The following is a 25,756-nucleotide window of genomic DNA, read 5'->3' on the forward strand; positions in this document are numbered from 1 at the left end:
CCCGGGACCGGACCGCAGCCAAGCGCCGGGTGGAACTCGATAGGCTGGGACGCATGCGTATCCTGCACACCTCCGACTGGCACCTGGGCCGTTCCTTCCACGGTGCCGGGTTGCTCGCCGCCCAGGGGCACTTCATCGACCGGCTCATCGAGACGGTCCTCGAGCACCGGGTTGACCTGGTTCTGATCAGCGGTGATGTCTATGACCGGGCGCTGCCCAACGTCGATGCCGTCGCCTTGTTCGACACGGCGCTGGGGCGGCTGCGCGCTGCCGGAGCCGCCGTCGTGGCCACCAGCGGCAACCACGACTCGGCGCTGCGCCTGGGCTTCGGTTCCTCCCTGATGGAGGCCGCCGGAGTGTTCCTGCGCACCCGGATCGAGGACCTCGACGTGCCCGCCGTTTTCGCCGCCGACGGGTTCGAGCTGCTGGTCTACGGGCTGCCCTACCTGGAACCGCGCATGGTCGCCGAGGCGCTGGGCGTCACGGAGCCCGGGCACCCGCCGGTCATCAGGGCGGCGCTGGAGCGGGTCCGCGCCGACTGGGCCGAACGCCGGGCTGCGGCGGATCGCCCGGTGCATGCCATCGTCATGGCGCACGTCTTCGCCGCCGGTGGAGAACCGGCCGAAAGCGAACGCGCGCTGAGCATCGGCGGGCTGGACATCGTCCCGGTGCCCTACTTCACCGACTTCGACTACGCGGCGCTCGGGCACCTGCACGGGCGCCAGAAGCTCGCGGACAACGTGCGTTACAGCGGATCGCCGATTCCCTACTCCTTCTCCGAGGCCGGGCACACCAAGGGAGCGCTGCTGCTGGAGTTCGATGCCGACGGGCTGGGGGAGGTCCAGCCGATCGACTGGCCCGCCGCCAAGCCGCTGGCGGTGCTGCGCGGGCACCTCGAGGAACTGCTCGCCGATCCGGACCTGGCCCCTGCCGAGGCCGCCTGGTGCCAGATCACGCTCACCGATACGGACCGCCCGGCGGCGGCGATCGAACGCCTGCGCACCCGTTTTCCCGACACCCTGGCGCTGAACTTCGAACCCGAGGGCCGCGCCGAACCCCAACACGCCAGCTACGGCGAACGCCTCGCCGCAGCCGCCACGCCGCTGCAGGTCTGCGCCGGCTTCGTCGACCACGTGCGCCAGCGCCCCGCCGATGCAGCCGAAACCGCCTTGCTTGAGCGCGTCCTGGCCGACGCTACGGCAGCGGCGGTGACCCGATGAGGGTGCACCACCTGTCCGTCCAGGCCTTCGGTCCGTTCGCCACGCGCCAGGAGATCGACTTCGACGGGCTCTCCGCCGCCGGATTGTTCCTGCTCAACGGCGAAACCGGGGCCGGAAAGACCAGCATCCTCGACGCGATCTGCTATGCGCTCTATGCCGGGCTGCCCGGGGAGCGCGAGGGAAGCAAGTCGTTGCGCTCCGATCATGCGGAGCCCGGACTGGCCCCGGAGGTCATGTGCGAATTCAGCACCGGTTCCCGGCGTTTCGAGGTCACCCGCTCGCCGGCCTGGGCCCGCCCGGCCAAGCGCGGCTCCGGAACCACCACCGCCCAGGCCCAAAGCCGGCTGCGCGAGCTCGTCGACGGCGCCTGGGTGGAGAAATCGACGCGCAACGACGAGGTCGCCGCTGAACTGCTGGCGGCCATCGGGTTGGGCAAGGACGAATTCACCAAGGTCGCGATGCTGCCCCAGGGCGCCTTTGCCGCGTTCCTGCGCGCCAAGGACAAGGAGCGCGAGGCGCTGCTGAAGTCCCTCTTCGACACCAGCACCTATGGTGCCGTCGAAGCGTTGCTCGCCGATGAACTGAACGCCGCCAAGGCAGCGGCCGCCGATGCCGAGGCTGGGCACGACGCCGCCCGTTCGGCGCTGCTGGCAGATGCCCGGGCCTCGCTCGCCGAGGACGGGGGGGAAGCGGTCATCGCGACCGGTCCCGCCGAGGGCCACCCGGTGCCCGATGACGCCGAACTCGGAGCGCTGCTCACTGCCCGCCTGGCCGAACGCACGGCGCTGCTCCGGGAGGCCGAACACGCGGCCACCGCCGCGGCCGACGCGGCCGCCGGGCATGCGGCGGAGCTTGAACGCCGCGCGGCCGACCACCGGCGCCTGGCCGAACTCGATGCGCTGCGGGCCACGCACGAACGGGGCGCCGCCGGGGCCATCGAACTGGAAACGGCACTGGCCCTGCACGCCGCGGCAGCGGCCGTCGCCCCGGTGCTCGAAGACCGGGACCGGGCACTTGCCGACGCGGCCGAGGCCGCCGCCGCGCAGGCCACGGCGCTGGACCGCGTGAAGGCCCACGAGTGGGCGGCCGGCTACCTGGCCGGGGCCGGGGAGCCTCGGGGCACGGCGCAGCAGGCCACGGCCGCCACCCGCATCGCCACCGAGGAAGCCGCCGTGCTGGAGGCGTCGCTTCCCGACGAGGCTGCCCTGGCGGCCGGGGAACGCGAGCTGGCAACGGCCGCCACGGAGTCCGCCGGCCTCGTCGAAACGGTGGCATCGCTCGAGGCCGAAATCACGGAGCTGGAGACCGGCATCCCGATCATGCGCGAACGGCTCGAGGGCCAGCGGGCACTTGGTGCCCGGGCCGCCGAGCTGAAAACGGTGGTGGACGCCGCCGAGGTACGTGTGGCGGCCGTAGCCGCCTGTGCCACCGCGGAAAAGCAGCGGATCAAGTCCGAAACGGCGTTCCTGGCAGCCAAGGAGGACCGGCTCGTCGAGGAATCCACCGTGCTTCAGATCGGGCGCACCCGGCTGGGGCAGGCGGCGGCGGCGCTCGCCCGGACGCTGCGCGACGGGTGCGCCTGCCCGGTCTGCGGTGCCGTGCAGCACCCGGCGCCGGCTGACACGGGGGACGGCGACCTGCTCGGCGAGGAAGACGAGGAGGCGGCACGCGCCGTCCTGAAAAAGGCGGCCGCGGTGCAGGAGAAAGCCGAAAAGGCGCTGCAGTCCGCCCGGGACAAGGAAAGTGTGGCCCGTGGCAAGGCCGGGGGCCTCGATGCCCGCACGGCCGACCGGCAGCTGGAGACGGCCAGGTCCGAGCACCGCGAGTGTGCGCTGTCGCTGAAGGAATCAAAGCGCGCCAAGGCGGAGTTGGAGCTGGCGGAGGCGCGGCTGAAAACGATCTCCGCCGAGGCTTCCACCCGGGCCACCGAGCTCGGCGTGCTGCGCGCCCGCATCGAACACCTGCGCACCGAGGGCGCCCGCCTGGGGGCGAAGCTTTCCGGGCTGCGCGCCGGTGCCGGAACACTGAAGGTCCGTCACCTGCAAGTGCGGGAGGCGGCCGAACGCCTTGATGCGCTGGCAGCAGCACGCTCCGGTGCCGCCACTGCCGAACGCGCCGCCGGGTCCGCCGCCCGGCGCTGGGCGGCGGCACGCGCCGGCGCGTCCTTTGCCGATGACGGGGCCCACGCCAGCGCACTGCTTCCGGCCGCCGAGGCGGCGGCCCAAGCCCAGCTGCTGGAGAGCCGCCGGGCGGAGGCGATCACGCTGCGGGTCTGGGAAGCGGCGCCCGAGGTGGCCCGGGCCCGCGCCGACGCTGCTGCCGGCATCGGCGCACCGGAACCCGGACTCCTTGACGCGGCCCGGGGAGCCGTCGAATCGGCAAATGCCACCCGCGACGCCGCGGTGCGTGCCGCAGCGGTGCTCGGGGACTATGCGCGCCGACTGCATGCGGCACGCCGTGACCTGGAAGCGCTGGCCATGGCCCGGGGCCCGCTGCTCAAACGCCTGGCCACGGCGAAGTCCATGGCGGAGCTGGCCCGCGGCGGCGGGGAGAACCGGCTGAAGATGTCGCTGAGCACCTACGTGCTGGCCGCCCGGCTGGAGGCCGTCGCGCTGGCGGCCACCGAGCGCCTGGCGGTGATGACGTCCCAGCGCTACGCCCTGGTGCACGACGACGGGCCCAAGGGCAACTCCCGCTCCGGGCTCGGGCTCCATGTGCTCGATGCCTGGACCGGTCAGCGCCGCGACACCCAGACGCTCTCCGGAGGCGAATCGTTCATGGCCTCGCTGGCCCTGGCGTTGGGCCTGGCCGATGTCATCGCGCACCAGTCCGGCGGCATCGACATCGAGACGCTGTTCGTCGACGAGGGCTTCGGCTCGCTCGACGAGGAGACGCTCGAGCAGGTCATGGACGCACTGGAGAACCTGCGCAGCGGCGGGAGGGTTGTGGGGCTGGTGAGCCACGTCGCAGACATGAAGCAGCGCATCACCACTCAACTGCGGGTCCACAAGGGACGTAACGGATCCACCGTGTCGCTGCACCTCGGGGGCTGAGCCCCGGCGCCGGTGGCGCGGGATAGACTCGGTGCATAACGATTTGAGGGAACGGTGTGCCGGGGGTGGGACGGGACACATCGACTCAAGGAACCTAAAGCACATGAACAAGTCATTGACCGGCCCCGGCGCCCCGAACGGTAGCGGCGGCGCCGGTTTCCGCGAGCTGGTGGTGATGGCAGGCCCCGCCTTCTTCCCACTGGCCTTCTTCGCCCGGCTCCCGCTGGCCATGCTGACGGTCGGCTCGCTGACACTGGTCGCCGGAGCCACCGGATCCTATGCACTGGGCGGACTTTCCGCCGCGATGGTCGGCCTCGGCTCGGCCTTTGGCGGTCCGCTGCTGGGGTACATGGCCGACCGGATCGGGCAGCGCAAGGTGCTGCTGCCTCTGGCGCTGGCCAACCCCGCGGCCATCCTGGCCCTCATGGTCATCGGCGGATCCGGCACCAACATCGGGCTGATGGTGCTGGCCAGCCTGCTCTGCGGCGCGTTATCCCCGCAGGTCGGGCCGCTGGCCCGCGTGCGCTGGATGGCGATGACAGCCGGGCGCCCTAACTCCGGGCGCGAACTCTCCACCGCGCTGAGCTACGAGGGCACCGCCGATGAACTGACCTTCGTGATGGGACCGGCCCTGGTCGGGCTGCTGGCGGCGACCATCGCCCCCTGGCTGCCGCTGGCGATCGCCGCCGCACTGACCCTGGTGCTGGTCCCGCTCTTCGCCCTGCACCACAGTGCCACCCGCGCCCATCCCGGCCCGGGCTCCGCAGCGGCAGCCAAGCCCACCGGCGACCAGGTGCTGCGCGTGGCCCTTGCCGTGACCGGAATGATCGGCATGGGCACCTACTTCGGTGCGATGTCGGCCGGGACCATTGCCTTCGCCGGTTCGCTGGGCAACGCGAGCGCCGGCGGGCTGCTCTACGCCGCCATGGGTCTGACCTCCGCCTGTGCCGCGCTCTCCGTGGCGTTTTGGCCGCAGAGCTGGCCGCAGGCCAACCGCTGGATCTTGGCCGGCGGGCTGCTCTTCCCGCTGGTGCTGCTGCTGCACCTGCCTACCACGCTTGCCCCGATGGTCGTGGTGCTGCTGCTGGTCGGCATCCCCGTGGGTCCGATCATGGTCACCATCTTCACCGTCGGCGGTGCGGCCGCGCCGGCGGGCCGGCTGGGCACGGTAATGACCATGCTGTCCTCGGGCATCGTCGTGGGCACGGCGATCGGCAACGGGCTGGCCGGGACGCTGGCCGATTCGGTCGGCTTCCGCGGCGCGTACTGGGTTGCAGCGGCCGCCGCCTTGCTGCTCTTCGCCGCCGGACTCGGCACTGCCATCCTGCACCGGGTGGATCTGCGTGCCGGGAAGGAACACCCGACCCGTCGCCGCGTGGGCTGATCCGGCTAGCTGCCCAGCACGTTCTCGATGGCCACGGCCGCCGCGCGCAATCGCTGCCCGATTGCGGCCGTTTCCATGGGGTTCAACGCCGTCGCGTAGACCACCGAGATAGCGGCCGGCAGCTGGCCCGGGACCTGCAGCGGCACGGCAACCGACGACACGCCGGAGATGACCTCGTCGATGCTGGTCGCGTACCCGATGACCCGGGCCCGGGTGGCTTCCTCCCGGTAGGGCTGGCCCGGGGAGATTCGAGCCCATTGCGCCTCGGTCTGCGAGGACTGGATGGCGATGCCCGGTGCGCCCTGGTCGAAGGGGTGCCGGGTTCCCGGGCGCTGCAGCACTGCGCCATGTCCGTGGCGCGGTTCGACGGTCAGCAGCGTGGTGCAGTCGTGGTGGTCCCAGACCGCGATGAAGGCAGACATCTGCAGGTCGTTGGCGAGCACCGTGAGTTCGGGCAGCGCTGCGGACTGCAGGTCGCGCTGGACCCCGCGGGCCAGCACGGCCAGTCCGGGTGCCGACTGCACGCGGCCGGACTCGTCGCGCATGACCAGCCGGTGATCCTCGAGCGTGCGCAGGATCCGATAGGCAATGGAGCGGTGCACGCCCAGGTCTGCCGCCAGTTCGGCGATGGTGCGCGGGGTGCTGGCCTCGGCCAGCAGTTCCAGCAGGCGGATCCCGCGGGCGAGCGTCTGCGAGTGTGCGGCACCGGCGCGCGGTGCGGGGGCTGGAGTCGTCATCGGGCCGGGCTTTCTAGGAAGCACATCGGAACCGGAGCCAGGCGCCCGGTCGCGGGTTGCTATGTTTTTGATCACTCGTTCCCTATCGGAACGAGCCGTTCGATAAAAGAACTTTATCAGCCCGGCGATGACTGGACGTGGTGGACACGGGCGGTTCCCCGGCGGCTCCGGGCCGCGCCGCCGCAGCGCTGACCGCCTGGTCCGAAAAGGGGCGGAAACCTGCGCGATTTCCCGGCGTCCGGGCGCTTCGGGTGCATCGCCGGGCAGGCCGGCCGCCCGGAAGTGGAGGGCGCCGCTGCGCCTGGGGCCGGGGCGACGCAGGTCGGTTCGGACTTTGGTCACTTCCCGGCCCGCGAACGCTCCCCGGGGCTTTTGTGATGGCCCCCATGGGTGCTGGTGAGGGGCGTCACTGAATTCGGGTAGGATGATCACAATCACATTTCCGTCCGAACGGTCGGTCACGATGAATGAAATCCCATTGCCAGCCGCACGGCAGGCAGCAGATGATGGAGAAAGACCCATGGCCCAAACAACGATGACCGCGTCAGCGGCCAAGCGCCGCGAAGAACGCCGCGTACTTGCCGGAACGATGGTCGGCACCACGATCGAGTGGTACGACTTCTTCATCTTCGCGCAGCTGACGGCAACGCTGCTCACCCCGCTCTTCCTCGCACCGCTGCAGGAATCGAACCCCGGCCTCGGCCAGATCCTCGCCTTCGCGATGATCGGCATTTCCTTCCTGTTCCGCCCGCTGGGAGCGATCGTCGCCGGCCACCTGGGCGATAAGTTCGGGCGCAAGAACGTGCTCGTCGCAACGCTGATCCTCATGGGCGTGGCCACCGCGCTGATCGGCATGCTGCCGGTCTACGCACAGATTGGCATCTGGGCTCCTATCCTGCTGGTGCTGCTGCGCATCATCCAGGGCTTCTCCGCCGGTGGCGAATGGGGCGGCGCTGCCCTGATGGCCGTTGAGCACGCACCGGAGAAAAAGCGCGGCTTCTTCGGCGCCTACCCGCAGATCGGTGTGCCGACCGGCATGATCCTGGCCACCGGCCTGCTGTTCATCCTGAACTCCTCGATGACCAAGGATCAGTTCCACGACTGGGGCTGGCGCATTCCGTTCCTGCTTTCCATCTTGTTGATCATCGTCGGCTACGTCATCCGCCGCACCGTCGAGGAATCCCCGGTCTTCAAGGAACTCTCCCAGCGCAAGGCCTCCGAGCACACCCCGCTGAAGCAGCTGTTCACCACGAACACCAAGGAAGTCATCCAGGCTGCCCTGATCTTCATCTCCAACAACGCCGCCGGCTACCTGGTGATCGCGTTCTTCATCTCCTACGCCACCAAGGTGCTGAAGATGGACGTGGCCCCGGTGCTGCTGGCCACGACCATCGGCTCCGTCGGCTGGCTGATCTTCACCCTGGTCGGCGGCTGGCTCTCGGATTACATCGGGCGCCGCAACACCTTCCTGCTCGGCTACGCGATCATCTTCCTCTGGATGATCCCGATGTTCATGCTGATCGACACCGGCAGCATCGTGCTCTACGCGGTCGCCGTCTTCGTGCTGACCATCGGCCTGGGCCTGTCCTATGGACCTCAGACGGCCATGTATGCCGAGATGTTCCCGGCGCACATCCGCTTCTCCGGCATCTCCATCGGCTACGCCCTGGGCGCGATCCTCGGCGGCGCGTTCGCCGCGACCATCGCCCAGGCGCTGCTGAACGCCACCGGGAAGTCCATCTCGGTCGCCATCTACATCATGGTCATCACCGTCATCTCCGTGGGTGCCGTGCTCTGGGTCGGCGAAACCAAGGGCCGCCCGTTGGGCGTCCAGGACGCGGACAAGGAACTGGCCAAGTAGCACTCCCGGTTCACCACAGCAGCAACGCGAAGGCGTCGGTTCCCGTTCCCGCACAGGGGGATGGGGTGCCGGCGCCTTCGCCGTTTCCGGACCCCGGCGTTCCCGCAGGGGATCCGCCGGTTAGAAATGCGGGATCAGGGCTATGACCTCGGCGTCATCGACCTGGTCGAAACGCGAGTAGAAGGCACTGACCGAATGGAAGACCCTGGGGACGATGGCGCACAGAAGCCGGTCCACCAGCGGTTCGATCTCTCGGCAGGCGACGGCGGGTGCCACTGGCACTGCAACCACGATCCGAGCGGGTCCGGCGGCCCGGATGACCTCGATGGCCGCGAGCATCGTGGCGCCTGTCGCCATCCCGTCATCGACGAGGATCACCGTGTTCCCGGCCACCGGCAGGGCCATCTCGCCCACAAAAGTGTCCTGCAGGCGCTGGAGCTCGATCCGGGCCTCGGCCTCGACGGCCTCGAGCTGGTCGGGCGTGAAATGTTGTTGCGCGGGGCCCCACACGCGCTCTACGTATTTCAGTGCCGTGGTCCCGGCATGCGATGCCAGGGCCCCGAAGGCCGTCTCGGAGCGCTCGGGCAGGCCTAACTTGCGCACTGCCAGCCCATCCACCGCGACGCCCAGGACCCGTGCGATCTCTGCCGCTACCGGCACTCCGCCACGCATCAGGCCCAGCACCAGGACATCGGGGGCATCGGAAAACTCGGTCAGGTCCTCGGCCAGGAAGGCGCCGGCCTCGACGCGGTCGGCGAAACGATCAGGTGCTTTGCGAACGGTGCTCATGGAACCCAGTCTGCACCCCTTGAGCGTGGAAGCCGGGTCGGGGCGCGCCGGGATGGCGGGAGTGCCCGGGGCTGCCCCGCAGGCATCGAAATTCCGTTGGCCGGGGGATAAGATGCGCAGATGAGAAGACTTGCGATACTGATGACGATTCCAGCCATCGTCCTGGCGCTGGCCGGATGCAGCGGCTCCGGCGGGTCCCCGGTGGTCGGGCAATGGGGTGGGCAAACGGCAAACGCCCCGGCACTGGACTTCAAGGATGCGGGAACTTTCAGCGGAAACGATGGCTGCAACTCGCTGACGGGCACCTGGTACCAGCAGGGCACTGATATCAAGCTGAGCCCCTTGGCGATGACCATGATGGCGTGCCCGGGGCCGGTCTCGCTGCTTTCCACGGCGACGGTGGCCCGGGTCAAGGGCGATACGATGCTGCTGTTCAACCAGAACGACAGGCCGATCGGCGGACTGCCGCGCACGGGTACGGGGAAGTAGCGGCTCGTGGGGGGCGGGAGAAAGGCCGGAACCGGCTCGGCCCGGCCTCGGCTGAGGTGGTTCGGTGCGATGGTGCTGCTCGGCCTGATGGCGCCTTGCCTGGCCGGGTGCGGTGATGCCGGTTCTTCGAAGGTGCTCGGACCCTGGGGCGGTGAAGGTCAAGTGCCGCGGATCGCCTTTGAAGATGCCGGGACATTCGGTGGGGATGACGGGTGCAACGCCTTCTCGGGGACGTGGTACCAGTCGGGTGCCGATGTCATCGTCCTGGACGCCATCGTCGGTGCGGTGGGGTGTCTTGAGGATCGGGCCCGGCTCTCAGCCGCGGTGAGCTTCCGCGTTCAAGACGGGAAGCTGCTGGCCTTCGATGGGCAGGGATCGGTCATTGATGAACTGCACCGGAACGGGCCATGAAAAATTAGCCGCGGTGAAACCAGCTTTTTACCCTGTCCGACCTGTGGTTCAGCACGATGTCCTCCGTGGAGTACATGATCCCGGGTTTTGCCGGCACGAAGGAAGCCCGGTTGCCCACGCTCGGTGTTCCACTGCTCATGCGTGCTGCGTGCTGCGTGCTGCGTGCTGCGAGTTGCCCGGGCCAAGGGCGATGAGTTCGAGCAGGTCGACCGTGCGGGCTCGGCGGGGGAGGCGAACCCGTTGTGCCGCCGGCCCGCAGGACCGCAAACACCGGCTCGCCGTCCTGGGCCGGCTGCCGGCGTCCAACGTGGGCCGGCGAGGGGCCGGAGGCGTTGCTACGGCTTGCTGGTAGCCGGAACACGGACTGCAGGCTATTCCACAGGAGCCGCCCACGGCGTATGAATGGGAGGGTGAGCGATTCCCAGACCGCGGAAGGTGCGGAGGCGGACTACCGGCCCGACCCGGCTCGCTGGCGCGTGCTAGCTGTCCTACTGGTCACCATGTTCATGTCGTTGATCGACGTGTCCATCGTCAACGTGGTGCTTCCCAGCATCCAGGGTTCCCTGGGCGCCACCGAGTCCGAGATCCAGTGGGTGCTGACCGGATACGCGTTGACCTTCGGTGTGGTGCTGGTCGCTGCAGGGCGGGCCGGAGACGTGTTCGGGCGCGGCCCGCTGTTCATCTTCGGGGTGGCCCTGTTCACGCTTTCCTCAGTGGCCTCGGGGTTGGCGCCGAACCCGGTGGCGCTGGATATTGCGCGGTTCTCGCAGGGGATCGGTTCGGGGCTGATCAGCCCCCAGGTGTTGGGGATGATGCAACAATACTTCCGTGGTGCCGAGCGTGGACGGGCGTACGGTGCGCTGGGCACCGTGGTGGGTTTTTCGGTAGCCGTCGGGCCGCTCATCGGCGGCCTCATGATCCAGTTGCTGGGCCCGGAGATCGGATGGCGCTTTACGTTCCTGGTCAACGTGCCCGTGGGCACCACCGCCATCGTGCTGGGCCTCAGATGGTTTCCGCGACCGCTGTTCACTTCCCGGAAGCGGGCCGGCACTGCCGCGGAGGTAGCCAGGTCGCGCCACGCCAAGGATCTGGATCCGGTCGGGACGATGCTTCTGGGCCTCGGGGTGCTGACGCTGCTGCTGCCCTTCGTCCAGGGGCGGGACAGTCCCTGGACGTGGTGGCTGTTGCCTGCGGGACTGCTGGTCATCGGGCTCTGGGTGGGCTGGGAGAGGGCCTATCACCGGGGAGGCCGCTCTCCGATGGTGGACCTGGGCCTCTTTGCGATCCGCTCGTTTTCCCTGGGCACGCTCATTGCCGGGCTGTATTTCATGGGGGTGACCAGCATCTGGGTGCTGGTGGCGATCTATGTGCAGGACGGGATGGGACTTTCTGCACTCCAGGCCGGACTGCTGGGCCTGCCTGCAGCCCTCTGCGCGGCAGGGGCGGCGCACTTGGCCGGGAAACGGGTCATTGAATACGGCCGCAAGATCGTCATTGCCGGGATCGTGTGCGCAGTGTTCGCCATGGCCTCGAGCATCGTGGTGGTACAGCTCTCCGCGGCCGGACGGATCGGGATCTGGTGGCTGTTGGCCACCTTGTCATTTGCGGGAATCGCCCAGGGTGCGATCATTTCACCCAACCAGGCACTGACCCTGATGGAGGTCCCGCTGGGGCAATCCGGAAGCGCGGGTGGGGTGATGCAGACGGCACAGCGCATCGGCGCCGCGACCGGGATTGCGGTGATCACCGGGATTTTCTTTGCCGTGTTGGCGGCCAGCGACTGGGATACGGCGATCAGCGCTGGGTTTGCCGCCATTGCGGTGGTGGCGTTGGCAACCCTGGCAGTGGCCGTGGCAGACCAGCGTCGCCGTGGCCGGGGAACCTGAGCCGCACCACCGGAAGGATTCCGGGAAGTGCCTAGGGCCCGGTAGCGCTCCCGTGGGAGTGCTACCGGGCCCTAGTGCACGGTATTGCTGTGGCTTAGAGCTGGTTGCCCAGCTTGAAGCCGGAGGCTTCGCCGTCCTTGTCCTCTGGGCGGGTGTAGGAGAAGCCGTCCGCTCCCACGGTCACCGCCATCTCCGAGGAATCTGTGCGCTCGATGACCGGCTGCGGGTTGCCGTCCAGGTCCAGGACCAGGGAGGCCTCCGTGTACCAGGACGGAACTACCGGGTTGCCCCACCAGTCGCGGCGCTGGTTATCGTGCACATCCCAGGTGATGACAGGGTTGTCCGGGTCCCCGGTGTAGTAGTCCTGGGTGTAGATCTCGATCCGGTGGTCATCCGGATCCAGGATGTACAGGTAGAACGCATTCGAGACGCCGTGGCGTCCGGGGCCGCGTTCGATGCGGTCGGACATGCGCAGCGCACCCATTTTGTCGCAGATCTGGATGATGTTGTGCTTCTCGTGGGTGGAGAAGGCCACGTGGTGCATGCGCGGGCCGTTGCCGCCGGTCAGGGCGGTGTCGTGCACGGTGCCCTTGCGCTGCATCCATGCCGCGTAGGTCACCCCGGCCTCGTCCTGGATGTCCTCGGTGACGCGGAAGCCCAGGTCCTCGAGGTACTTGCGGCCGCGCGGGACATCCGGGGTGACCTGGTTGAAGTGGTCCAGTCGGACCAGCTCGCCGGGGGAGTAGATGTCATAGCGCTGGTGCAGGCGTTCGACGTGCGTGGTCTCGAAGAAGAACTCGTACGGGAAGCCCAACGGATCCTCGACGCGGACCGAGTCGCCGATGCCGCGCACGAAACCCTCGGTGCGGCGCTCGGTGCGGCAGCCCAGTTCCTTGTAGTAGGCCTCGGCGGCATCGACGTCGGCGTTGGAGCGCACGCGGTAGGAGAAGGCCTTCACCGCGGCGATCGGGCCCAGGGTCAGCACCAGGTTGTGGTGGATGAATTCCTCGAAGCTGCGCAGGTAGATCTGCGTCTCGTCCTCGTGGGAAATGTGCAGGCCCAGCAGGTCGACGTAGAACGCGCGCGACTTGGCAAGGTCGGTGACGACGATTTCCATGTAGGCGCAGCGCAGGATATCCGGCGCCGGGACCGAGGGGGTGGGGATGGCGTTTGACATGATTCGCTCCTTTGCGGAAAAGCTGATGGTGGGAAGAAAAGCGGAGGTGCTAGGCGCCGAACTTGGGTGTGTGCACGTCACCGAGGGTGATGTGCACTGCCTGCTGGTCCGTGTAGAAATCGATCGAGCGGTAGCCGCCCTCGTGGCCCAGGCCCGAGGCCTTCACGCCGCCGAAGGGAGAACGCAGGTCGCGTACGTTGTGGCTGTTCAGCCAGACCATGCCGGCCTCGACGTCCTGCGCGAAGTTGTGCGCGCGCTTGAGGTCGTTGGTCCAGACGTAGGCGGCCAGGCCGTACCTGGTGTTGTTAGCCAGTTCCAGCGCTTCCGCATCGGTGTCGAATGGCGTGATGGCGACGACGGGTCCGAAGATTTCCTCCTGGAAGATGCGGGCATCCGGTGCCACGTCGACGAAGACTGTCGGTGCGACGTAGGAGCCGTTTTCCTGACCCTCGGGCAGGTTCTCCGGGCGGCCGCCACCGGCGACGAGGCGGGCCTCGGTCTTGCCGATCTCCACGTAGCTCATGACCTTGTCATAGTGCTCCGGGTGGACCAGCGCGCCGACCTGGGTGGCCGGGTCGTGCGGGTCCCCGACCTTGATGTTCTTGGCGCGGGCGGCGTAGGCCGCAACGAACTTCTCGTAGATCGGGCGTTCGACCAGGATGCGCGAGCCGGCGGTGCAACGCTCGCCGTTCAGCGAGAACACGCCGAAGAGGGTCGAGTCGATGGCGGCGTCGAAGTCGGCATCGGCGAAGACGATGGCCGGGGACTTGCCGCCGAGCTCCATCGACATGCCCTTGAGGTTCTCCGCGCAGTTGCGGAAGATCAGCTGGCCGGTGGAGGACTCGCCGGTGAAGGAGATCAGCGGGACCTTCGGGTGCTTGACCAGGGCGTCGCCGGCGTCTTCGCCGATGCCGTTGACCAGGTTGAAGACACCGGTCGGCAGGCCGGCCTCTTCGAAGATGGTGGCCCACAGTGAGGCGGACAGCGGGGTGAACTCGGCCGGCTTGAGCACCACGGTGCAGCCGGAGGCGATGGACGGGGCCAGCTTCCAGGACTCGAGCATGAACGGCGTGTTCCACGGGGTAATCAGGCCGGCTACGCCGATCGGCTTGCGGTTCACGTAGTTCAGCTGCGAGCCGGGAACCTTCAACGCGGTATCGTGCTGGGCGACGATCAAATCGGCGAAGAAGCGGAAGTTCTCCGCTGCGCGCTGGGCCTGGCCACGGGCCTGGGTGATCGGCAGACCGGTGTCGAAGGTTTCCATTTCGGCCAGGCGGCTTTCCTGGGCGACGACCGCATCGGCGATCTTGTACAGCACCTTGGCCCGGGCACGCGGGCTCATGGTGGGCCACGGGCCGTTCTTAAACGCCTCGGTGGCTGCTACGACGGCTGCGTCGATGTCTGCCTTCTGGCCGGCTGCGGCAGTGGCGTAGGTCTTGTTGGTGACCGGGTCCAGGACCTCGAAGGTCTCCCCTCCGATGGAGTCGACGAACTTGCCGCCGATGTAGTGCTGCAGGTGGGTCGGGAGGTTTTCCGGAACGAAGTGCTTGCTCATGGTGGTCCTTTCCTAGGGTGTTGCGGAAGTAAGGGTGGGAAGCATGGAATGAAGCGTGTTGCTGTCTAGAGGGTCGATGGCGGCAGGCCGGTGGCGGCCAGGTACGCGTTGAGCGTGCCGGTGCGATGAGCCCGCGCCGCCTGCTCGATGAGGGCCGGTGAGGCGCCCGAGGCGATCAGGTCCAGCAGCGCCTCGTGCTCCGCGACCGAGACCGCGGCCCGGCCCGGGATGTGCGTGAAGCTGGAGGCCCGCATCGCGTTGAGCCGGTTCCAGCCCCGGTGCACCAGGTCCAGGATGTGCGGATTGGGGCAGGGCCCGTACAGCGCCTCGTGGAACCGGTTGTTCAGTTCGGTGAAGCGCCGCGGGTCGAAGTCCGCCAGGGACTCGCACAGCTGGGCGTTGAAGGCCCGGGCTTCGGCGATGTCCGCCGGTCCCAGCAGCGGGGCGGCCAGCGCCGTGGCCGCCCCCTCGATCACGGCCAGGGTCTGCATGGTGTGCAGGTACAGCGTGGCATCGGCCTTGGCGACGGTGGCCCCGACGTTTCGTTCGAAGTTCACCAGCCCCTCGGCCTCGAGCCGCCTGATCGCCTCGCGGACCGGGACCGTGGAACAGCCCAGTTCATTGGCGATCGTGCCGAGCACCAGCCGATAGCCGGGGGAGAACTCCCCGTTGCTGATCCGTCCGTGTAACAGCGAGTAGGCGGCTTCCGACTTGCTGGGGGTCACTGATCCCCGCCGGCGGCGACCCACTCGTTGTAGCGGGCCTTCCACTCGGCGTTCATCGGGAACAGGCCCTCGATCTTGTTGCCCTCGGTGACCATGTTGAACACGAAGGTGTCCTGGCGTTCGGATTCGACGACCTCCTCGGCGATCTCCGCTGCCAGGTGCGGCGGGATGACCAGGATGCCGTCGGCATCGGCGATCACGATGTCACCGGGCACGATCGTGGTGCCGCCGCAGCCCACTGCCACGTCGATGTCCCACGGCACGTGCTTGCGCCCGAGCACCGCCGGGTGCGCGCCGTTGTGGAAGGTCGGGATCTCCAGCGCGGCCACTGCGTCCAGGTCGCGGACGCCGCCGTCGGTGATGATGGCCTCGGCGCCGCGGACCTGGGTGCGCATCGCCAGGATGTCGCCCAGGGTGCCCGAGCCCTTTTCGCCGCGGGCCTCCATGACCAGGATCTCTCCCGGGCCGATGTCGTCGATGACGCGCTTCTGCGCGTTGTAGCCGCCGCCGTGGGTCTTGAACAGGTCCTCGCGGTTCGGGACGTAGCGCAGGGTGCGCGCGGTGCCAATGACCTTCTTCATGCCCTTGGTGGCCTGCAGCCCGTCGACCGAGACGTTGTTCAGCCCGCGCTTGCGCAGGGCCCCGGAAATGGTGGCGGTGGCCACCGACATGAGCTTGGCCTTGACGTCCTCGGTCAGCGCGGACTTGCCGGTGACGGGGACCTCGATGCCGGCCGCCGCGGCGGTGCCGAAGGCATCGATGCGGTCGGTGTCGGTGATCTTGGGCTGGTTGCCGAAGGCGGCGAAGGCCTCGGTGCCCTGGGTGACCGGGGTGGACAGGCGTCCGGTGGACAGGCCTGCTGCCTCGTCGTCGACCTGGATTTCCACGACGTCGCCGGGGACGATGACCGAGGAGCCGGCCGGGGTGCCGGTGAGGATGACGTCACCCGGCAGCAGGGTCATCTGCTGGGAGAGGTCCGCGACGATCTGGGCGAAGGAGAAGATCAGCTCTTCGGTGGAGGCGTCCTGGGCCAGGATGCCGTTGACCCAGGTGCGGATGCGCAGTGCTGCCGGGTTGAGCTTGTCGGCCGGGAGCAGGACCGGGCCCATCGGGGTGAAGCCGTCGCCGGACTTGGAGCGGATGTTCGAGCCCTTGTCCGCGTACTTGATGTCATAGACGCCCAAGTCGTTGGAGGCGGTAACGGCTCCGACGTGGCTCCAGGCCTCTTCGACCGATACGCGGCGCGCCTTGGTGCCGATGACCAAGGCGATTTCGCCCTCGAAGGCGAGCAGTTCGGTGCCCGCGGGGCGCTCGACCGGGGTGCCGGAAACGCTCAGGGAAGAGGATGCCTTCATGAAGTACGAGGGAAAAGCGGGGGTGCGGCCACGCTGTGCCGCCCGGGAGGAATAGCTGAGGTGGACGGCAAGGACCTTGCCGGCCTGGTCAAGAACCGACTGGTCAACGGCCGTCAGGCCCTCGATCGTGGTGGCTTCGTTACCCGAATTCACTGTTCCTCCTGTGATGTACGAAATCGTATACGATCTAGTGTGACTCGCGTCTCCGCATCTGTCAAGGCGGTGTCCGCGGTCCCTCGCCCCCGGTGTGTGGCATCGCCAGGGCGTTGCCATGGCCGGAAACGGGGCTCATGGAGGTGCGGGGAAAAGATACTGAAGAGTTTTTCGAAAAGCGCGTCCCGTTCGCCGTGATGCGCACTCTCACTAGTTGTCGGCGCGGTAGGAGCGCCGGAGATTGCCGTTTGTTTCAGCTGACCGCCTTGGGGGCGGCCATCGGGGGGGTGGATCCGGAAGGGGCGTTGAAGTTCCGGTTGCCGGTGGTGCCGACAACCGGTCGGCGCCGTCAGGTGGCGAGGAAATCCACTGCGGCATCCTTGAACTCGCGGCTGGTGACTGCGTTGGCGTGGTCCCGTCCCGTGATCCAGAGCTCGGAGGACGGCGTCCGGCGCGTTGCCAGCAGTTCGGTGAGCCGCGGCATGCTGGCCGCGAGCGGATCCCCGTCCCCGGCAACCAGCAGCGTCGGCATGGTGGGAATCAGCTGCCCGGGCGCGAAGGGTTCGGTCTTGATCGCCTCGATCATGCTCATCAGCGAGAACATGTCATTGGTCTCCACTGTCCGCGCCATGCGGAGCAGGTTTGCCGTTTCCGCATCGGCGATGGGCGTGCCGTCGGCCAGGAAGCGCTGGGCGGCGGCCAGGTCGAAGGCAGCCAGCGGGTCCGTGCTTGCCGCGCCGCCCAGGACCAGCCGATGCACGAGCTGGTCCTGGGTGCCGCCGAATTCCCAGGCGAGCCGGGCCCCGAGCGAGTATCCGATCAGGTCCACCCCCGAAAGTTGGTTTGCCGGGTTCAGGGCCAGGGCGCCGTGGTCCATGAGCAGCTGAAGCAGGTCGGCGCGGATGCGGCTGGGTGTGTAGGCATCGAGGTCATCGGGGGCGGGGGAGCTGCCGTGCCCGGGCAGATCGACGGCGAGCACCCGCCGGCCGGCCTTGGCCAGGACCCTGATCCAGCCGGTTTTTTCCCAGTTCAGGTAGCTGGAAGACGCGAACCCGTGCAGCAGGACCACCGGGCGCAGGGCTGCGGGGGCCTCCGGTTCGTGGGTGGTCAGGCTCAGGGCGTTTGCCGTGCCCTCAACGAGGTGCTCGTGTGCGGATCCCATGGGCAGATCCTTTCAGATCGGATCGGCCAATGCGAGGGGTGTCCGCTGGGCGATCCCGGTGAATTGGCGGTGTGTCTGCGTGGTTGCTGATGGGGGTCGGTGGCCGGGGTGTGTCCCGGGGTACGTTGTGTTTTTGGTGCCGCGGGTCTAGTCTTAGTTATGGTCAATATGACACTAACTAAGGATGGTGGGTTCGGTTCAGTTCGGAAACGTCGCAGAACGCCGGGAACAGCCTCCTGCGCTTGCCGTCTCGACGGTGATCTTCGCGCTGCGCGACGATGACCGCACCGGGCGCAAGGGCCTCTGGCTGCCGTTGGTCCGGCGGACGCGCGAACCCTTCCTCGGCCAGTGGGCACTGCCCGGGGGACCGCTTGGCGCCCGTGACTCGCTGGTCGATGCGGCAGCGGCCAACCTACGCGATACCACCGGGCTCATCCCGCGCTATCTCGAACAGCTCTACGCCTTCGGCGACCCCGCGCGGTCACCAACCCGCAGGGTAGTCTCCATCGTCTACTGGGCGCTGGTACGGGAGAACGATGCCCAGCACACCGAATCAGCAGCAACATCGGTGCTGCTCGATGATCCGAATGTCGCCTGGTTCCGCGCCGACGACGTGGAAGTCATGGAGCACCTGGCCTTCGACCACAGCCGGATCATCGACTACGCCCTGTGGCGGCTGCGCAACAAGGTCGAATACGGCTCGATCGCCCACCGCCTGCTCGGCGAGCGCTTCACCCTCGCGCAGGTGCGCGGGGTCTACGAGGCGGTGCTGAACAAGTCACTTGACCCGGCGAACTTCCGCCGCCAGCTGCGCGCCGCCGCCGACATCGAGGAAACCGACGAGTTCCTCTCCGGCGGCAAACACCGCCCCCCACGCCTTTACCGCTATTCCGGCTCCACTTCCCATCCCCTTGAGAGCGAGACCATCTCATGAGCAGCATCAACTCCACCATCACGCGCCTGACACTGATTTCCCCGGAATCCACCTGCAACACGGACCTGGCCAAGGGCCCGTGGGCCTTCGACACCGGTGCGCCGGCCTACGGCCCCGGCTCCTCCGAAAACGACGTGGCGCCGGCGGCCACTCCACGCCAGGGCCAGATCCCGGCCGAGTACCGCCAGGCCTCCGACGAGGAACTCACCGGGCGGATCCTGGCCGCCAAGGAGGCGCTCGGCGAGCGCCTGGTCATCCTGGGCCACTTCTACCAGCGTGACGAGGTGGTGCGTTTCGCCGACTTCGTGGGGGATTCCTTCCAGCTGGCCAACGCGGCGCTGACCCGCCAGGAAGCCGAGTACATCGTCTTCTGCGGCGTGCATTTCATGGCCGAGACCGCCGACATCCTCTCCACCGACGAGCAGCAGGTCATCCTGCCGAACCTGGCCGCCGGCTGCTCGATGGCCGACATGGCCGACGAGTCCAGCGTGGAGGAATGCTGGGAGCAGCTGATGGAGCTCTACGGGGATGAACCGACCGCCGAGGGCCTGGCCCCGGTGATCCCGGTGACCTACATGAACTGCTCGGCCGCGCTGAAGGCCTTCGTGGGGCGCCACGGTGGGATCGTGTGCACTTCATCGAACGCATCGACGGTGCTCGAGTGGGCGTTCGAGCGCGGGCAGCGGGTGCTCTTCTTCCCGGACCAGCACCTGGGCCGCAACACGGCCAAGGCCATGGGCGTGCCGCTGGAGCTGATGCCGATGTGGAACCCGCGCAAGCCGCTGGGCGGGAACGACGCCGCGAGCCTCACTGACGCGCGGGTCATCCTCTGGCACGGCTTCTGCTCGGTGCACAAGCGCTTCAACCCGGCCCAGATCGAGCGGGCCCGGGCCGAGTTCCCCGGCGTGCGGGTGATCGTCCACCCCGAATGCCCGATGGAGGTGGTCGACGCGGCCGACGAGGCGGGCAGCACCGATTACATCCAGAAGGCCATCGCCGCGGCACCGCACGGATCCACGTTCGCCATCGGAACCGAGATCAACATGGTCAACCGGCTGGCCGCGCAGTACCCGCAGCACCACATCTTCTGCCTGGACCCGGTGATCTGCCCGTGCTCGACGATGTACCGGATCCACCCCGGCTACCTGGCCTGGGTGCTGGAGGCGCTGGTGCGCGGCGAGGTGCCCAACCGGATCACCGTGGCCCCCGAGGTGGCCACCGATGCGCGGATCGCCCTTGAACGGATGCTGGCGGCCCGGCCGTGAGCCCGGGCTCGCTGCTGATTGTCGGCTCCGGCATTGCCGGGCTCTATGCGGCGGTGACTGCCGCGGCCCGCGGGCACCGGACCACCCTGCTCACCAAGGACCGGCTGCGGGATTCGAACACGTGGTACGCGCAGGGCGGCATTGCGGCGGTCGGTCCGCTCGGTGCCTCACGCGGGGACGCGGTGGCCCACCACGTCGCCGACACGCTCACCGCCGGTGCCGGGTTGAACGACGAGACTGCGGTGCGGCGGATCTGCGCCGGGGCCTGGGCCCAGGTGCAGGCGCTCTCCGAACTCGGTGCCGGCTTCGATACGGCTCCTGAAGGCGAATACGCGCTGGGGCTCGAGGCAGCGCACTCGCACGCCCGGATCCTGCACGCCCACGGGGATGGGACCGGCCGGGCGCTGGCCGGGGCGTTGATCACCGCCTGCCGTTCGTTGGAGGCAGCCGGGAAACTGGAGATCCGCGAGAACGCGTTCGTCTCCCGGCTGCTGACCGACGGTCACCGGGTCACCGGTGTCCAGGTCCTCTCCGATGCCCACTCCCACGCCCAGTCCGGTGCCGGTTTTGCCGGTACCGGTGAACTGCATGCCGATGCAGTGCTGCTGGCCACCGGTGGCATCGGGCAGCTGTATGCGGCGACCACCAATCCGGCCGGTGCCACGGGCGACGGGGTGGCGCTGGCCTGGGAGGCGGGTGCGCTGGTGGCCGACGCGGAATTCGTGCAGTTCCACCCCACGCTGGTCCCCGCGGGCAGGTTCATGATCTCCGAGGCGGTGCGCGGTGAGGGGGCAGTGCTGATCGACGGCACCGGAACCCGGTTCATGCAGGGGATCCACCCCGATGCCGAGCTGGCGCCGCGGGACGTGGTTGCCCGGGCCATCCACCGCGTCCGCTCCGCCGGCGGAGCCGTGTACCTCGACGCAACAGCCGTCGAACGGCGTGAGGGCCCCGGGTTCCTGGCCCGGCGTTTCCCCGGCATCACCGCCGCGCTGGGAGCGCTGGGACACGACCTTGCACTGGCTCCGGTACCCGTCGCCCCGGCGCAGCACTACTGGATGGGCGGGATCCACGTCGACGATGCCGGGCGCACCACCGTACCGGGCCTGCTGGCGGCCGGGGAATGCTCCAACACCGGGGTGCACGGGGCCAACCGGCTGGCCTCCAACTCGCTGCTCGAGGCGTTGGTCTACGCCTGGCGGGCCGTCACCCATCTGCCCGTGGCCGGGACCCCCACCGGCACCGCGGACACCAGCCTGATCACCACCCATCCAGGACCGCTGACACCCGAGGAAGCAACGGCCGAGGCGTCCTGCGTCGAGCTGTCCGCGCTGCAGGAACTGGCCACCGCCTACCTGGGTGTGGAGCGCACCGGTGCCGAACTGCGGGTCGCCGCCAAGCAACTGGCCAGCTGGAGCTCACCGGGTGCCACCCGGGCCACGCTGGAACTGTCCAACCTGCTCACCGTCGGGCGGATCATCGCCCACGCGGCCGGACTGCGCGGGGACTCGATCGGCGCACACTACCGGCTCGATGCCCCCGGACTGCCACAGCCTCGCAACGGCCGGCCGGCCCGCAGCGCACTGTTCAATCCCCGCACCCTTCCCCGAGCCGATTCCCGAACAGACACAGGACCCACCCCATGAGCACCACCGCACCCGCCACCGCTTCCACCGCTTCCCCGGCACCCGCTACCGTGCAGTTCCCGGAGCCGATGCCGGTCCCGGACCGCGTCATCAACGCCATCGTTGCCGCCGCCCTGGCCGAGGACAACCCGGCAGGCGACCTGACCGGCAACGTGCTGATCCCCGCCGGGGCCACGGCAACGGCCGATGTCGTGGCACGTGAGCCGGGCATCTGCGCCGGCCTGTCGGTGTTCGCCGCGGCGATGAAGCTGACCGACCCGCAGCTGGTGGTGAGCCCGGCGCTCGCCGACGGGCAATCTTTCGCCGCGGGGGACGTTTTGGCCACTGTCACCGGAGCGGCCCGATCGCTGCTGGCCGGGGAACGAGTGGGGCTGAACCTGCTCCAGCGCCTCTCCGGCATCGCGACGTTGACCCGTGGGTTCGTGCTGCAGGCCGCCGGGCACCGGGCCCGGATCGTGGACACCCGCAAGACCACGCCCGGGCTGCGCGCGCTGGAACGCTACGCGGTGCGCGCCGGAGGCGGCCACAACCACCGCGACAACCTTTCCGACGCGGTGATGGCCAAGGACAACCACCTGGCCCTGCTGGGCACCGGCGCCGAGCTGACGGCTGCCCTGGTGGCGGCACGGGCCCGGCTCGGGCACACCGTGCACTTCGAGGTGGAGATCGACCGGCTGGAGCAGCTCGATGCTGTGCTTGCCGCCGGGGTGGACACCATCATGCTCGATAACTTCACGCTGGTGGACCTGGCCGAGGGGGTGCGCCGGATCGGCGGGGCGGCCCTGGTGGAGGCGTCGGGCAACGTCCGCCTGGACACCGTGGCTGCCATCGCCGCGACCGGGGTGGACATCATCTCCTCCGGTGCGCTCACGCACTCGGTCCGGGCGCTGGATCTGGGCCTTGACCTCAGGATCACCGGTGCAGCGGCATGATCTACCTCGACGCGGCAGCCACCACACCGGTGCGCCAGGAGGTCCTTGACCTGATCATCCCGCTGCTGACCAGCGACTACGGCAACCCCTCCAGCCGGCACACGATGGGTGAGGACGCCGCCCGGGCGCTGGAGTACGCACGCGGGACGGCCGCTGCGGCACTGGCAGTGCGAGAGGGCGACGTGGTCTTCACCTCCGGGGGAACCGAGGCCAACAACCTGGCCATCAAGGGCCTGGCGCTCGGGTCCCCGCGCGGGAGGCACCTGTTGCGCTCGGCCGTGGAACATCCCTCGGTCATCGAGGCGTGCGACTACCTGGTGCGGCACCACGGCTTTTCGCTGGAGGTCATCCCCGTCGACGAATACGGGCGGATCAGGATCGGGGAACTGGAGCGGCTGCTGCGTGATGACACCACGCTGGTCTCGGTGATGGCGGTGAACAACGAGGTGGGCACCATCCAGCCGGTGGCCGCGGCGGCGGCCGCGGCACATGGCGTCGGCGCGCTGATGCACATCGACGCGGTGCAGGCCGCCGGGTGGTTGGACATTGCGGAGCTGGCGACACATGCCGATGCGCTGAGCATTTCCGGGCACAAACTCGGCGGGCTCAAGGGCGCCGGCCTGCTGATGGTCCGCGGCCGGCTCGCACTTGAACCGCTGATCCATGGTGGTGGGCAGGAACGCGGGCGGCGCTCCGGTACCGAAAACGTGGCGGGTGCCGTATCCACGGCCACTGCATTGCGGCTGACTGCAGCGGCCCGGGAAACGGCTCTGGCCGATGGCTACGGCCGGCACCTGATCGAACGGATCCTGCGCGGGTTGAACACCGATGGCCGCATCCGGGCCCGGCTCACCGGGCACCCGGATCAGCGGGTATCGGGCATCGTTTCCTTCGTCTTCCCGGAAACCGGTGGCGAGACGGTGCTGTTGGAACTCGAGCGCCGCGGTGTCGTGTGTTCATCGGGTTCCGCCTGCGCCGCCGGATCGAGCGATGCCTCTGCCGTGTTGCTGGCCATGGGGTACGACGAGGACGCCGCGCATACCGCGGTGCGCCTGAGCTTCACCCGGTCGGTGAAGGAATCGGAGATCGCCGCGGCAGCCCGGTCCGTCGTGGAGTCGGTGCGGACCATCGCAGGCCCCTGACCTGTGCGGCTCAGCCCGGTGGGTCTCCACCGCAGGGGTGAGCGGGGCCCGGAGCTGCCCCGACGGTGCCGGCCCGGTTCGCTTCGAGGCCTGGCAACGTCGGTGAGTAGGGGGAATCCAGGAGTTCGGGGTGCCAATACAGGTTGCGGACCGGGCGCTGGGTGGGGTCCTCTGCCGGGGTCGGGATGACATAGGGGACCCCGCCGAGGCAGATCAACCGGCCAGCTCCCACATGGATCAGATGGTGGTGGTGGTCGCAGAACAGGGCGGCCTTGCCGATGTTCGTCTCCCCGCCGCCGGACCACGGGTCCAGGTGATGGCCCTCGGTCCGTGCGGCGGACACCGGACACCCGGGCCAGACGCATCCGCCGTCGCGGGCGGCCATGGCCCTCAGCTGTGAACCGGAAAACAAGCGCCGGGACCTGCCGTAATCCAGGATCTCGCCGGCCCCGCCCATGACTGCGGGCACGATCTCTGCCATGCAGGCCATGGTCCTGATGGTTTGCGGCGAAATGCGCGCGCCGTGGGCGGTGCGGCCGCTGGAGCGCAGCTTGCCGAAGAGCGCCTCGTAATCGACGTGGACGACCAGCCGGGCCCGGGAGCGCAGCGAGGGGTCCCCGCTTCCGCTCTCTGGTTCACCGGTGCTCCCGGTGCCGTGGCCCAGTGTCCGGCAGGCGTCGGTCAGGGCATCGAGGTGGCGTTGTTCCATGGTGCGTTCGGCCGGATCGCAGGCGAGGAGTTCGCCGAAGGGGTCGATGCCGTTTTCGAGCCGGGGGTCGGAGCGGGGCCGGTCCTCCATCGCTGTGCCCGGTGCCACTGCCCAGTCCGGGGCAGCGACGCCCGCGCCTGCCGGGGTGGGCGCCTGCCCGTGGGCGGGAACCTGCCCCGGGCCGGTGCGGGCGGCCCCGGAAAACGGCGTCCTGGTGTTCTTCCTGCCCAGGTTAGGGTTGTCCACCAGGTCGAAGAGGTTGAGCAGGGATTCGGTCTGCCGGGCATCGCAGTACGCATCGAAGTGCGAGAGCCCGCGGACCCTGCCGCGGTAGAACAGGCCCTGTCGGGCCCTGAGTTCGGCGGTGTTCGGTTCGCGCTCCTCGACGACGGCGGCCTCCAGTTCATCCATCACCTTCTTGGCCGGCCGCGGCGGCAGCGTGCGCAGCGCCGTGTCGGCTGCCCTTTGGAATTCCTTCACCCGGGACTCCGGGTCGGACTCCCGGGCCAGCGTCGGTTCGATGCTACGCACCCTCCGAGCCGCTTCCACGACCGCCCGGGGGTCGGCGTCACCCCCGGCCAGCGTCCGGGCCAGGTACGGGAAACGGGCCGGTAGCGCCGGGCCCCCGGGTGTGGGGCGGGGCAGCAACAGCGCGGCACCGTCGAGCAGGTGCTTGGACTCGGCGAAACCCATCCGCAGCCGGGTCTGCAGATAGTCATCGGTGGAGCGGAACAGCCGTTTGCCGGAGGTTGAGCCTGCTGCTTCGGGAGGGAGGCCGATGTCGCCGACGGCGAATCCGCGCAGGTCCTGGTGCACAGCTGTCAGTCCGGTCAGCTGTGCTGCGTCCAAAACGGTGACCGGGGCCAGGGCCGCCAGCCCCGTGGCGAGGATCATCCCGTAGCCGCTGAGGTTCGCGGCGTCGTGGAGCAGGTCCAGCAGGAAGGCGGCGCGGACGGGATCCATCGGCTGCGGGTCCCGGGGGATCCGCCGTTCCGGGTCGGTTCCCCGGGGGACGGTGGTGCCGGCGGCATCGAGCAGCAGTTCGCGCCCGGCCAGCACCCAGGCTGCCAGCCTGCGCAGCGGATCCACAGCGGAGTCCAATGCCTCCCGCAGATCCCGAACCGCGTCGTTGTTGCCCATGCACCCAGTCTGGGGCAGTGCGCGCCGGCAT

Annotated in this window: 20 protein-coding genes; 12 read left to right on the forward strand and 8 right to left on the reverse strand. The window is 68.7% G+C overall.

The annotated features are described in order from the left end of the window. Positions 1-53 precede the first annotated feature (53 nt). From E9229_RS12800 to E9229_RS12810, 3 genes are all read left to right on the forward strand, one after another. The gene (locus E9229_RS12800) at positions 54-1,220 is read left to right on the forward strand and encodes an exonuclease SbcCD subunit D (protein WP_183511698.1); all 1,167 of its coding nucleotides are present in this window, start codon (positions 54-56) and stop codon (positions 1,218-1,220) included. Continuing rightward, positions 1,217-4,273 (forward strand): AAA family ATPase, encoded by a 3,057-nt coding sequence (locus tag E9229_RS12805; RefSeq protein WP_183511699.1) that lies wholly within the window; start codon positions 1,217-1,219, stop codon positions 4,271-4,273. Before E9229_RS12800 ends, E9229_RS12805 begins: the two co-directional genes overlap by 4 nt. 103 nt (positions 4,274-4,376) lie before the next feature. After that, a complete protein-coding gene (locus E9229_RS12810; RefSeq protein ID WP_183511700.1) occupies positions 4,377-5,657 on the forward strand; it encodes an MFS transporter in 1,281 nt (426 codons plus the stop codon). A 5-nt stretch (positions 5,658-5,662) separates the two neighbouring features. Here the strand turns inward: E9229_RS12810 and E9229_RS12815 are convergent, their stop codons facing one another. Further along, a complete protein-coding gene (locus E9229_RS12815; RefSeq protein WP_183511702.1) occupies positions 5,663-6,394 on the reverse strand; it encodes an IclR family transcriptional regulator in 732 nt (243 codons plus the stop codon). A gap of 520 nt (positions 6,395-6,914) precedes the next feature. Between E9229_RS12815 and E9229_RS12820 the strand changes: the two genes are divergently transcribed. Beyond that, positions 6,915-8,255, forward strand: a complete 1,341-nt coding sequence (locus E9229_RS12820) for an MFS transporter (protein ID WP_183511703.1) — start codon at positions 6,915-6,917, stop codon at positions 8,253-8,255. Between the two features lie 120 nt (positions 8,256-8,375). Here E9229_RS12820 and E9229_RS12825 read toward each other — a convergent pair whose 3' ends face one another. After that, entirely contained in the window at positions 8,376-9,044 is a 669-nt protein-coding gene (locus tag E9229_RS12825) for a phosphoribosyltransferase (RefSeq protein ID WP_183511704.1), read from the reverse strand. Between the two features lie 120 nt (positions 9,045-9,164). Here E9229_RS12825 and E9229_RS12830 point away from each other — a divergent pair, with 120 nt between their 5' ends. The 3 genes from E9229_RS12830 (at position 9,165) to E9229_RS12840 (ending at position 11,830) form a co-directional block, all read left to right on the forward strand. Next, positions 9,165-9,533, forward strand: a complete 369-nt coding sequence (locus E9229_RS12830; RefSeq protein ID WP_183511705.1) for an META domain-containing protein — start codon at positions 9,165-9,167, stop codon at positions 9,531-9,533. A gap of 6 nt (positions 9,534-9,539) precedes the next feature. Next, positions 9,540-9,944 carry an META domain-containing protein gene (locus E9229_RS12835; protein ID WP_183511706.1) on the forward strand — a complete coding sequence of 135 codons (405 nt, stop codon included), beginning with the start codon at positions 9,540-9,542 and terminating at the stop codon, positions 9,942-9,944. A gap of 410 nt (positions 9,945-10,354) precedes the next feature. After that, positions 10,355-11,830, forward strand: coding sequence for an MFS transporter (locus E9229_RS12840; protein ID WP_312855683.1), 1,476 nt, complete (start codon positions 10,355-10,357; stop codon positions 11,828-11,830). A 94-nt stretch (positions 11,831-11,924) separates the two neighbouring features. On the opposite strand, the gene hpaD is transcribed toward E9229_RS12840, so the two are convergent. The 5 genes from hpaD to E9229_RS12865 form a co-directional block, all read right to left on the reverse strand. Beyond that, the gene (hpaD, locus tag E9229_RS12845; RefSeq protein ID WP_183511709.1) at positions 11,925-13,007 is read right to left on the reverse strand and encodes a 3,4-dihydroxyphenylacetate 2,3-dioxygenase; all 1,083 of its coding nucleotides are present in this window, start codon (positions 13,005-13,007) and stop codon (positions 11,925-11,927) included. A gap of 49 nt (positions 13,008-13,056) precedes the next feature. Next, on the reverse strand, positions 13,057-14,562 hold the full coding sequence (hpaE, locus tag E9229_RS12850; protein ID WP_183511710.1) for a 5-carboxymethyl-2-hydroxymuconate semialdehyde dehydrogenase: 1,506 nt from the start codon (positions 14,560-14,562) through the stop codon (positions 13,057-13,059). A gap of 65 nt (positions 14,563-14,627) precedes the next feature. Next, on the reverse strand, positions 14,628-15,287 hold the full coding sequence (locus tag E9229_RS12855) for a GntR family transcriptional regulator (protein ID WP_183511711.1): 660 nt from the start codon (positions 15,285-15,287) through the stop codon (positions 14,628-14,630). Continuing rightward, positions 15,284-16,795 carry a fumarylacetoacetate hydrolase family protein gene (locus tag E9229_RS12860; RefSeq protein ID WP_312855684.1) on the reverse strand — a complete coding sequence of 504 codons (1,512 nt, stop codon included), beginning with the start codon at positions 16,793-16,795 and terminating at the stop codon, positions 15,284-15,286. Before E9229_RS12860 ends, E9229_RS12855 begins: the two co-directional genes overlap by 4 nt. Positions 16,796-17,144: 349 nt before the next feature. Then, on the reverse strand, positions 17,145-17,957 hold the full coding sequence (locus E9229_RS12865) for an alpha/beta fold hydrolase (RefSeq protein ID WP_183511714.1): 813 nt from the start codon (positions 17,955-17,957) through the stop codon (positions 17,145-17,147). 187 nt (positions 17,958-18,144) lie between these two features. On the opposite strand from E9229_RS12865, the gene E9229_RS12870 reads away from it, so the two are divergent. The 5 genes from E9229_RS12870 to E9229_RS12890 all read left to right on the forward strand — a co-directional run bounded on the left by E9229_RS12870 (position 18,145) and on the right by E9229_RS12890 (position 23,876). After that, positions 18,145-18,891: an NUDIX hydrolase gene (locus E9229_RS12870; protein ID WP_312855685.1), complete on the forward strand. Its 747-nt coding sequence runs from the start codon at positions 18,145-18,147 to the stop codon at positions 18,889-18,891. Continuing rightward, positions 18,888-20,156, forward strand: coding sequence for a quinolinate synthase NadA (gene nadA / locus E9229_RS12875; protein WP_183511716.1), 1,269 nt, complete (start codon positions 18,888-18,890; stop codon positions 20,154-20,156). Before E9229_RS12870 ends, nadA begins: the two co-directional genes overlap by 4 nt. Then, positions 20,153-21,802: an L-aspartate oxidase gene (gene nadB / locus E9229_RS12880; protein WP_183511717.1), complete on the forward strand. Its 1,650-nt coding sequence runs from the start codon at positions 20,153-20,155 to the stop codon at positions 21,800-21,802. The genes nadA and nadB overlap by 4 nt, the downstream gene beginning before the upstream one ends. 68 nt (positions 21,803-21,870) lie before the next feature. Then, the gene (gene nadC / locus E9229_RS12885) at positions 21,871-22,734 is read left to right on the forward strand and encodes a carboxylating nicotinate-nucleotide diphosphorylase (protein WP_183512053.1); all 864 of its coding nucleotides are present in this window, start codon (positions 21,871-21,873) and stop codon (positions 22,732-22,734) included. Continuing rightward, positions 22,731-23,876 carry a cysteine desulfurase family protein gene (locus E9229_RS12890; protein ID WP_183511718.1) on the forward strand — a complete coding sequence of 382 codons (1,146 nt, stop codon included), beginning with the start codon at positions 22,731-22,733 and terminating at the stop codon, positions 23,874-23,876. Before nadC ends, E9229_RS12890 begins: the two co-directional genes overlap by 4 nt. A 10-nt stretch (positions 23,877-23,886) precedes the next feature. On the opposite strand, the gene E9229_RS12895 is transcribed toward E9229_RS12890, so the two are convergent. After that, positions 23,887-25,725 carry an HNH endonuclease signature motif containing protein gene (locus E9229_RS12895; RefSeq protein WP_183511720.1) on the reverse strand — a complete coding sequence of 613 codons (1,839 nt, stop codon included), beginning with the start codon at positions 25,723-25,725 and terminating at the stop codon, positions 23,887-23,889. Between the last annotated feature and the right edge of the window lie 31 nt (positions 25,726-25,756).

The sequence above is a fragment of the Paeniglutamicibacter cryotolerans genome, assembly GCF_014190875.1.
In the GTDB taxonomy this organism is placed as follows: Bacteria; Actinomycetota; Actinomycetes; order Actinomycetales; family Micrococcaceae; genus Paeniglutamicibacter; species Paeniglutamicibacter cryotolerans.

Excerpts from the sequence above, each read along its gene's own strand:
- nadA (WP_183511716.1), top strand. The coding sequence starts at position 18,888 with ATGAGCAGCATCAACTCCACCATCACGCGCCTGACACTGATTTCCCCG.
- E9229_RS12815 (WP_183511702.1), bottom strand. The coding sequence starts at position 6,394 with ATGACGACTCCAGCCCCCGCACCGCGCGCCGGTGCCGCACACTCGCAG.
- nadC (WP_183512053.1), top strand. The coding sequence starts at position 21,871 with ATGCCGGTCCCGGACCGCGTCATCAACGCCATCGTTGCCGCCGCCCTG.
- hpaD (WP_183511709.1), bottom strand. The coding sequence starts at position 13,007 with ATGTCAAACGCCATCCCCACCCCCTCGGTCCCGGCGCCGGATATCCTG.
- E9229_RS12800 (WP_183511698.1), top strand. The coding sequence starts at position 54 with ATGCGTATCCTGCACACCTCCGACTGGCACCTGGGCCGTTCCTTCCAC.
- E9229_RS12820 (WP_183511703.1), top strand. The coding sequence starts at position 6,915 with ATGGCCCAAACAACGATGACCGCGTCAGCGGCCAAGCGCCGCGAAGAA.
- E9229_RS12805 (WP_183511699.1), top strand. The coding sequence starts at position 1,217 with ATGAGGGTGCACCACCTGTCCGTCCAGGCCTTCGGTCCGTTCGCCACG.
- E9229_RS12865 (WP_183511714.1), bottom strand. The coding sequence starts at position 17,957 with ATGGGATCCGCACACGAGCACCTCGTTGAGGGCACGGCAAACGCCCTG.
- E9229_RS12810 (WP_183511700.1), top strand. The coding sequence starts at position 4,377 with ATGAACAAGTCATTGACCGGCCCCGGCGCCCCGAACGGTAGCGGCGGC.
- E9229_RS12825 (WP_183511704.1), bottom strand. The coding sequence starts at position 9,044 with ATGAGCACCGTTCGCAAAGCACCTGATCGTTTCGCCGACCGCGTCGAG.
- E9229_RS12830 (WP_183511705.1), top strand. The coding sequence starts at position 9,165 with ATGAGAAGACTTGCGATACTGATGACGATTCCAGCCATCGTCCTGGCG.
- E9229_RS12890 (WP_183511718.1), top strand. The coding sequence starts at position 22,731 with ATGATCTACCTCGACGCGGCAGCCACCACACCGGTGCGCCAGGAGGTC.
- E9229_RS12895 (WP_183511720.1), bottom strand. The coding sequence starts at position 25,725 with ATGGGCAACAACGACGCGGTTCGGGATCTGCGGGAGGCATTGGACTCC.
- hpaE (WP_183511710.1), bottom strand. The coding sequence starts at position 14,562 with ATGAGCAAGCACTTCGTTCCGGAAAACCTCCCGACCCACCTGCAGCAC.